The sequence below is a fragment of the Enterobacter sp. NFIX58 genome (assembly GCF_900110475.1).
In the GTDB taxonomy this organism is placed as follows: Bacteria; Pseudomonadota; Gammaproteobacteria; order Enterobacterales; family Enterobacteriaceae; genus Enterobacter; species Enterobacter quasiroggenkampii.
Genome location: NZ_FODW01000013.1, coordinates 21,166 through 29,662, shown reverse-complemented (window position 1 = coordinate 29,662; position 8,497 = coordinate 21,166). Strand labels below are relative to the sequence as shown.

General features: G+C 51.6%; 8 protein-coding genes. All 8 read left to right on the top strand.

Annotated elements, in window-relative coordinates; all coding sequences use genetic code 11:
* On the top strand, positions 1-443 hold a 443-nt coding region (locus tag BMW97_RS23460), incomplete at its 5' end, for an EF-Tu C-terminal domain-related protein (RefSeq protein WP_090393375.1).
* 229 nt (positions 444-672) lie between these two features.
* Entirely contained in the window at positions 673-1,056 is a 384-nt protein-coding gene (secE, locus tag BMW97_RS23455; protein ID WP_003862342.1) for a preprotein translocase subunit SecE, read from the top strand.
* A 1-nt stretch (position 1,057) separates the two neighbouring features.
* Complete coding sequence (nusG, locus tag BMW97_RS23450; protein ID WP_003862341.1) at positions 1,058-1,603, top strand: transcription termination/antitermination protein NusG; 546 nt, start codon at positions 1,058-1,060, stop codon at positions 1,601-1,603.
* Between the two features lie 155 nt (positions 1,604-1,758).
* Positions 1,759-2,187 carry a 50S ribosomal protein L11 gene (gene rplK / locus BMW97_RS23445; protein ID WP_008503452.1) on the top strand — a complete coding sequence of 143 codons (429 nt, stop codon included), beginning with the start codon at positions 1,759-1,761 and terminating at the stop codon, positions 2,185-2,187.
* Between the two features lie 3 nt (positions 2,188-2,190).
* Positions 2,191-2,895 (top strand): 50S ribosomal protein L1, encoded by a 705-nt coding sequence (gene rplA, locus BMW97_RS23440; protein ID WP_006810530.1) that lies wholly within the window; start codon positions 2,191-2,193, stop codon positions 2,893-2,895.
* Positions 2,896-3,186: 291 nt separating this feature from the next.
* The gene (gene rplJ, locus BMW97_RS23430) at positions 3,187-3,684 is read left to right on the top strand and encodes a 50S ribosomal protein L10 (RefSeq protein ID WP_003862338.1); all 498 of its coding nucleotides are present in this window, start codon (positions 3,187-3,189) and stop codon (positions 3,682-3,684) included.
* 66 nt (positions 3,685-3,750) lie between these two features.
* Positions 3,751-4,116, top strand: a complete 366-nt coding sequence (rplL, locus tag BMW97_RS23425; protein ID WP_002445276.1) for a 50S ribosomal protein L7/L12 — start codon at positions 3,751-3,753, stop codon at positions 4,114-4,116.
* Between the two features lie 319 nt (positions 4,117-4,435).
* Positions 4,436-8,464 carry a DNA-directed RNA polymerase subunit beta gene (gene rpoB, locus BMW97_RS23420; RefSeq protein WP_045909524.1) on the top strand — a complete coding sequence of 1,343 codons (4,029 nt, stop codon included), beginning with the start codon at positions 4,436-4,438 and terminating at the stop codon, positions 8,462-8,464.
* The last annotated feature ends 33 nt before the right edge of the window (positions 8,465-8,497 follow it).

Genomic DNA, 8,497 nt, shown 5'->3' with positions numbered 1-8,497 from the left:
TCAAAGAGACTGCGAAGTCTACCTGTACTGGCGTTGAAATGTTCCGCAAACTGCTGGACGAAGGCCGTGCTGGTGAGAACGTTGGTGTTCTGCTGCGTGGTATCAAACGTGAAGAAATCGAACGTGGTCAGGTTCTGGCTAAGCCAGGCTCAATCAAGCCACACACCAAGTTCGAATCTGAAGTGTACATCCTGTCCAAAGACGAAGGCGGCCGTCATACTCCGTTCTTCAAAGGCTACCGTCCACAGTTCTACTTCCGTACTACTGACGTGACCGGTACCATCGAACTGCCAGAAGGCGTTGAGATGGTAATGCCAGGCGACAACATCAAGATGGTTGTGACGCTGATCCACCCAATCGCGATGGACGACGGTCTGCGTTTCGCAATCCGTGAAGGTGGCCGTACCGTTGGCGCGGGCGTGGTTGCTAAAGTTCTCGGCTAATTGCTGATAACATTTGACGCAATGCGCAATAAAAGGGCATCATTTGATGCCCTTTTTGCACGCTTTCACGTCAGAACCTGGCTCATCAGTGATTATTTTTGTCATAATCATTGCTGAGACAGGCTCTGCAGAGAGCGTATAATTCGAAAAGCGAATTAGCATTTCGATTTGGTTTGCCTCGCAATCGCGGGGTGAAAATGTTTGTAGAATACTTCTGACAGGTTGGTTTATGAGTGCGAATACCGAAGCTCAAGGGAGCGGGCGCGGCCTGGAAGCGATGAAATGGGTAGTAGTAGCCGTTCTGCTGATCGTAGCGATTGTCGGCAACTACCTTTATCGTGACATGATGCTGCCGCTACGCGCGCTTGCAGTGGTAATTCTGATTGCTGCAGCGGGTGGTGTCGCGCTGTTGACGACGAAAGGCAAAGCGACTGTCGCTTTTGCTCGCGAAGCGCGTACCGAAGTCCGTAAGGTAATTTGGCCGACTCGCCAGGAAACATTGCACACCACGCTGATCGTAGCGGCGGTTACCGCTGTAATGTCACTGATCCTGTGGGGACTGGATGGTATTCTGGTTCGCCTGGTATCCTTTATCACTGGCCTGAGGTTCTGAGATGTCTGAAGCCCCTAAAAAGCGCTGGTACGTCGTTCAGGCGTTTTCCGGTTTTGAAGGCCGCGTAGCAACGTCGCTGCGTGAGCATATCAAATTACACAACATGGAAGAGTTATTTGGCGAAGTTATGGTTCCGACCGAAGAAGTGGTCGAGATCCGTGGCGGCCAGCGTCGCAAAAGCGAACGCAAATTCTTCCCGGGTTACGTGCTGGTTCAGATGGTGATGAACGACGCGAGCTGGCACCTGGTGCGCAGCGTACCGCGCGTGATGGGCTTTATCGGCGGCACGTCTGACCGTCCGGCGCCAATCAGCGACAAAGAAGTGGATGCGATTATGAACCGCCTGCAGCAGGTTGGTGATAAGCCGCGTCCGAAAACGCTGTTTGAACCGGGTGAAATGGTGCGTGTTAATGACGGTCCGTTTGCTGACTTTAACGGCGTCGTTGAAGAAGTGGACTACGAGAAGTCCCGCCTGAAAGTTTCTGTATCTATCTTCGGTCGTGCGACCCCGGTAGAACTGGACTTTGCTCAGGTCGAAAAAGCCTAAGCAGCGATCAAAAAAGCGACGATTTAATCGTTGCACAGGGCGCGAGATTGGAATACAATTTCGCGCCTTTTGTTTTTATGGGCCCGGCCCGTAAAACGAATTTTATTCACGGGGAGCCTCACTGAGGCGCTATTACCCAATCAGAGGATTTTAGAATGGCTAAGAAAGTACAAGCCTACGTCAAGCTGCAGGTTGCAGCTGGTATGGCGAACCCAAGTCCACCAGTTGGTCCAGCTCTGGGTCAGCAGGGTGTGAACATCATGGAATTCTGTAAAGCGTTCAACGCAAAAACTGAATCCCTGGAAAAAGGTCTGCCAATCCCAGTCGTAATCACTGTTTACGCTGACCGTTCTTTCACTTTCGTTACCAAAACCCCTCCAGCAGCAGTTCTGCTGAAGAAAGCGGCTGGTATCAAGTCTGGTTCCGGTAAACCGAACAAAGACAAAGTGGGTAAAATTTCCCGCGCTCAGCTGCAGGAAATCGCGCAGACCAAAGCTGCCGACATGACTGGTGCCGACATTGAAGCGATGACTCGCTCAATCGAAGGTACTGCACGTTCCATGGGCCTGGTAGTGGAGGACTAAGAAATGGCTAAACTGACCAAGCGCATGTCCGTGATCCGTGACAAAGTTGATGCGACCAAACAGTACGACATCAACGAAGCTATCGCTCTGCTGAAAGAACTGGCAACTGCTAAGTTCGTTGAAAGCGTTGACGTTGCCGTTAACCTGGGCATCGACGCGCGTAAATCTGATCAGAACGTTCGTGGCGCAACTGTACTGCCACACGGTACTGGCCGTTCCGTACGTGTAGCTGTATTTGCTCAGGGTGCAAACGCTGAAGCTGCTAAAGCTGCCGGCGCTGAACTGGTAGGTATGGAAGATCTGGCTGATCAGATCAAGAAAGGCGAAATGAACTTTGACGTTGTTATTGCTTCTCCAGATGCAATGCGCGTTGTTGGCCAGCTGGGCCAGGTTCTGGGTCCACGCGGCCTGATGCCAAACCCGAAAGTGGGTACTGTAACTCCTAACGTTGCTGAAGCGGTTAAGAACGCTAAAGCAGGTCAGGTTCGTTATCGTAACGACAAAAACGGCATCATCCACACCACCATCGGTAAAGTGGACTTTGACGCTGACAAACTGAAAGAAAACCTGGAAGCTTTGCTGGTTGCGCTGAAAAAAGCAAAACCAACTCAGGCGAAAGGCGTGTACATCAAGAAAGTTAGCATCTCCACCACCATGGGTGCAGGTGTTGCAGTTGACCAGGCTGGCCTGAGCGCTGCTGCAAACTAATGCCTTTACGTGGGCGGTGATTTTGTCTACAATCTTACCCCCACGTTTGCTAACAAAAGTTAGCGGCTAAAAGATTTGTTCGTTGGAGCCTGGCCTAATCCAGGCCTCCGTCGAAGACCGCAGGTGTTTCGCAAGAGACTTAATCCCCTGCGTAGACGGTGACAGAACGCTAAGATTATTTTTGGATACTCTGGCTTGTTTCTGCTCACCGTATTAAGACGCTCTTTCCGTTGGGAAGAGTGAAGTGAGTTCCGGAACATGAGTTCCGGCAAACATCCAGGAGCAAAGCTAATGGCTTTAAATCTTCAAGACAAACAAGCGATTGTTGCTGAAGTCAGCGAAGTAGCCAAAGGCGCGCTGTCTGCAGTAGTTGCGGATTCCCGTGGCGTTACTGTAGACAAAATGACTGAACTGCGTAAAGCAGGTCGTGAAGCTGGCGTATACATGCGTGTTGTTCGTAACACCCTGCTGCGCCGCGTAGTTGAAGGTACTCAGTTCGAGTGCCTGAAAGACACGTTTGTTGGTCCGACCCTGATTGCATACTCTATGGAACACCCGGGCGCTGCTGCTCGTCTGTTCAAAGAGTTCGCGAAAGCGAATGCAAAATTTGAGGTCAAAGCTGCAGCCTTTGAAGGTGAGTTGATCCCGGCATCGCAAATCGATCGCCTGGCAACCCTGCCGACCTACGAAGAAGCAATTGCACGCCTGATGGCAACCATGAAAGAAGCTGCGGCTGGCAAACTGGTTCGCACTCTGGCTGCTGTACGCGATGCGAAAGAAGCTGCTTAATCGCAGTTATCTTTATAAAGCATTTGCTTACGTATAAACTTATTCTGATTTTCAGGAACAATTTAAATGTCTATCACTAAAGATCAAATCATTGAAGCAGTAGCAGCTATGTCCGTAATGGACGTTGTAGAGCTGGTTTCTGCAATGGAAGAAAAATTCGGTGTTTCTGCTGCTGCTGCTGTAGCTGTAGCTGCGGGCCCGGCTGAAGCTGCTGAAGAAAAAACTGAATTCGACGTAATTCTGAAAGCTGCTGGCGCGAACAAAGTTGCTGTTATCAAAGCAGTACGTGGCGCAACTGGCCTGGGTCTGAAAGAAGCTAAAGACCTGGTAGAATCTGCTCCAGCTGCGCTGAAAGAAGGCGTGAGCAAAGACGACGCAGAAGCACTGAAAAAATCTCTGGAAGAAGCTGGCGCTGAAGTTGAAGTTAAATAAGCCAACTTTTCTGGTTGCAGCCTAAGTCATTAGGCTGATGGCTGGTGACTTTTTAGTCACCAGCCTTTTTGCGCTGTAAGGCATCAGTAGCATTTCACACTGTTTGACTGCTGATTGTCCTGACAATGCATGTTTCTATCGACGACTTAATATATTGCGACAGGGTGCTCGCTCTGTGTAAATCGCGACGAAATGATTTAAGCGTGATAGCAACAGGTATTGCGGAAAGTATTCAATTTTCCGGTCCACAAAATGGTGTTGCACAAACTGTCCCTTCGTCGGACAGATGGGTCGACTTGTCAGCGAGCTGAGGAACCCTATGGTTTACTCCTATACCGAGAAAAAACGTATTCGTAAGGATTTTGGTAAACGTCCACAAGTTCTGGACATTCCATATCTCCTTTCTATCCAGCTTGACTCGTTCCAGAAGTTTATCGAGCAAGATCCTGAAGGGCAGTACGGTCTGGAAGCAGCCTTCCGCTCCGTGTTCCCGATTCAGAGCTACAGCGGTAACTCCGAGCTGCAGTACGTCAGCTACCGCCTTGGCGAACCGGTGTTTGACGTTCAGGAATGTCAGATCCGTGGCGTGACCTATTCCGCACCGCTGCGCGTAAAACTGCGTCTGGTGATCTATGAGCGCGAAGCGCCGGAAGGCACCGTAAAAGACATTAAAGAACAAGAAGTCTACATGGGTGAAATTCCACTCATGACTGACAACGGTACTTTCGTTATCAACGGTACTGAGCGTGTTATCGTTTCCCAGCTGCATCGTAGCCCGGGCGTCTTCTTCGACAGCGATAAAGGTAAAACACACTCTTCCGGTAAAGTACTGTATAACGCACGCATCATTCCTTACCGTGGTTCCTGGCTGGACTTCGAGTTCGATCCAAAAGACAACCTGTTTGTCCGTATCGACCGTCGTCGTAAACTGCCTGCAACCATCATTCTGCGTGCACTGAACTATACCACTGAGCAGATCCTGGACCTGTTCTTTGAGAAAGTGATCTTTGAAATCCGCGACAACAAGCTGCAGATGGAGCTGGTGCCGGAACGTCTGCGTGGTGAGACCGCGTCGTTCGACATCGAAGCCGACGGCAAAGTGTATGTGGAAAAAGGTCGCCGTATCACCGCGCGCCACATCCGCCAGCTGGAAAAAGATGATATCAAACACATCGAAGTTCCGGTTGAATACATTGCAGGAAAAGTAGCCGCGAAAGATTACGTTGATGAATCAACTGGCGAGCTGATCTGCCCGGCGAACATGGAGCTGAGCCTGGATCTGCTGGCTAAGCTGAGTCAGGCTGGCCACAAACGTATCGAAACGCTGTTCACCAACGATTTGGACCACGGTCCGTACATCTCTGAGACTGTACGCGTCGACCCAACGACCGATCGTCTGAGTGCGCTGGTTGAAATCTACCGCATGATGCGTCCTGGTGAGCCACCAACTCGCGAAGCGGCGGAAAGCCTGTTCGAGAATCTGTTCTTCTCCGAAGACCGCTACGATCTGTCTGCGGTTGGTCGTATGAAGTTCAACCGTTCTCTGCTGCGCGACGAAATTGAAGGTTCCGGTATCCTGAGCAAAGACGACATCATCGAAGTGATGAAGAAGCTCATCGATATCCGTAACGGTAAAGGCGAAGTGGACGATATCGACCACCTCGGCAACCGTCGTATCCGTTCCGTCGGCGAAATGGCGGAAAACCAGTTCCGCGTTGGCCTGGTGCGTGTAGAGCGTGCGGTGAAAGAGCGTCTGTCTCTGGGCGATCTGGATACCCTGATGCCTCAGGATATGATCAACGCCAAGCCGATTTCTGCAGCAGTGAAAGAGTTCTTTGGTTCCAGCCAGCTGTCTCAGTTCATGGACCAGAACAACCCGCTGTCTGAGATTACGCACAAACGTCGTATCTCTGCACTCGGCCCAGGCGGTCTGACCCGTGAACGTGCAGGCTTTGAAGTTCGAGACGTACACCCGACGCACTACGGTCGCGTATGTCCAATCGAAACGCCTGAAGGTCCAAACATCGGTCTGATCAACTCCCTGTCCGTGTACGCACAGACGAACGAATACGGTTTCCTTGAGACGCCGTACCGTAAAGTGACTGACGGTGTTGTAACCGACGAAATTCACTACCTGTCTGCTATCGAAGAAGGCAACTACGTTATCGCTCAGGCGAACTCCAACCTGGATGACGAAGGCCACTTTGTAGAAGATCTGGTGACCTGCCGTAGCAAAGGCGAATCCAGCTTGTTCAGCCGCGACCAGGTTGACTACATGGACGTATCCACCCAGCAGGTGGTATCCGTCGGTGCGTCCCTGATCCCGTTCCTGGAACACGATGACGCCAACCGTGCATTGATGGGTGCGAACATGCAACGTCAGGCCGTTCCAACTCTGCGCGCTGATAAGCCGCTGGTTGGTACCGGTATGGAACGTGCTGTTGCCGTTGACTCCGGTGTTACTGCAGTTGCTAAGCGTGGCGGTACCGTTCAGTACGTCGACGCATCCCGTATCGTTATCAAAGTTAACGAAGACGAGATGTATCCGGGCGAAGCAGGTATCGACATTTATAACCTGACCAAATACACCCGTTCTAACCAGAACACCTGTATCAACCAGATGCCTTGCGTATCTCTGGGTGAGCCAGTTGAGCGCGGCGACGTGCTGGCAGACGGTCCGTCCACCGACCTCGGTGAACTGGCGCTCGGTCAGAACATGCGCGTAGCGTTCATGCCGTGGAACGGTTACAACTTCGAAGACTCCATCCTCGTCTCCGAGCGTGTGGTTCAGGAAGATCGTTTCACCACCATCCACATTCAGGAACTGGCATGTGTGTCCCGTGACACCAAGCTGGGGCCAGAAGAGATCACCGCTGACATCCCTAACGTGGGTGAAGCTGCGCTCTCCAAACTGGATGAATCCGGTATCGTTTACATCGGTGCGGAAGTGACCGGCGGCGACATTCTGGTAGGTAAGGTTACGCCTAAAGGTGAAACCCAGCTGACGCCAGAAGAGAAACTGCTGCGTGCCATCTTCGGTGAGAAAGCGTCTGACGTTAAAGACTCTTCTCTGCGCGTACCAAACGGTGTTTCCGGTACGGTTATCGACGTTCAGGTCTTCACTCGTGACGGCGTTGAGAAAGATAAGCGTGCGCTGGAAATCGAAGAGATGCAGCTCAAACAGGCTAAGAAAGACCTGTCTGAAGAACTGCAGATCCTCGAAGCGGGTCTGTTCAGCCGTATCTATGCGGTGCTGGTTGCCGGTGGCGTTGAAGCTGAGAAGCTCGACAAACTGCCACGCGATCGCTGGCTGGAACTGGGCCTGACCGACGAAGAGAAACAAAATCAGCTGGAACAGCTGGCTGAGCAGTATGACGAACTGAAACACGAGTTCGAGAAAAAACTCGAAGCGAAACGCCGCAAAATCACTCAGGGCGACGATCTGGCACCAGGCGTGCTGAAGATTGTTAAGGTGTATCTGGCTGTTAAACGTCAGATCCAGCCTGGTGATAAGATGGCAGGTCGTCACGGTAACAAGGGTGTTATCTCTAAGATCAACCCGATCGAAGATATGCCGCACGATGCTAACGGTACGCCGGTAGATATCGTACTGAACCCACTGGGCGTACCGTCTCGTATGAACATTGGTCAGATCCTGGAAACTCACCTGGGTATGGCTGCGAAAGGCATCGGCGACAAGATTAACGCCATGCTGAAACAGCAGCAGGAAGTCGCGAAACTGCGCGAATTCATCCAGCGTGCCTACGATCTGGGTACCGACGTGCGTCAGAAAGTCGACCTGAACACCTTCAGCGATGAAGAAGTGCTGCGTCTGGCAGAAAACCTGCGCAAAGGTATGCCAATTGCAACGCCGGTATTCGACGGTGCAAAAGAAGCTGAAATTAAAGAGCTGCTGCAACTGGGTGGTCTGCCAACGTCTGGTCAGATTACGCTGTTTGACGGCCGTACCGGTGAACAGTTCGAACGTCCGGTAACCGTAGGTTACATGTACATGCTGAAACTGAACCACCTGGTCGACGACAAGATGCACGCTCGTTCTACCGGTTCTTACAGCCTGGTTACTCAGCAGCCGCTGGGTGGTAAGGCACAGTTCGGTGGTCAGCGCTTCGGGGAGATGGAAGTGTGGGCGCTGGAAGCATACGGCGCGGCATACACCCTGCAGGAAATGCTCACCGTTAAGTCTGATGACGTGAACGGTCGTACCAAGATGTATAAAAACATCGTGGACGGCAACCATCAGATGGAACCGGGCATGCCAGAATCCTTCAACGTACTGTTGAAAGAGATTCGTTCGCTGGGTATCAACATCGAACTGGAAGACGAGTAATTCTCGCTCAAACAGGTCACTGGTGCCGGGTTA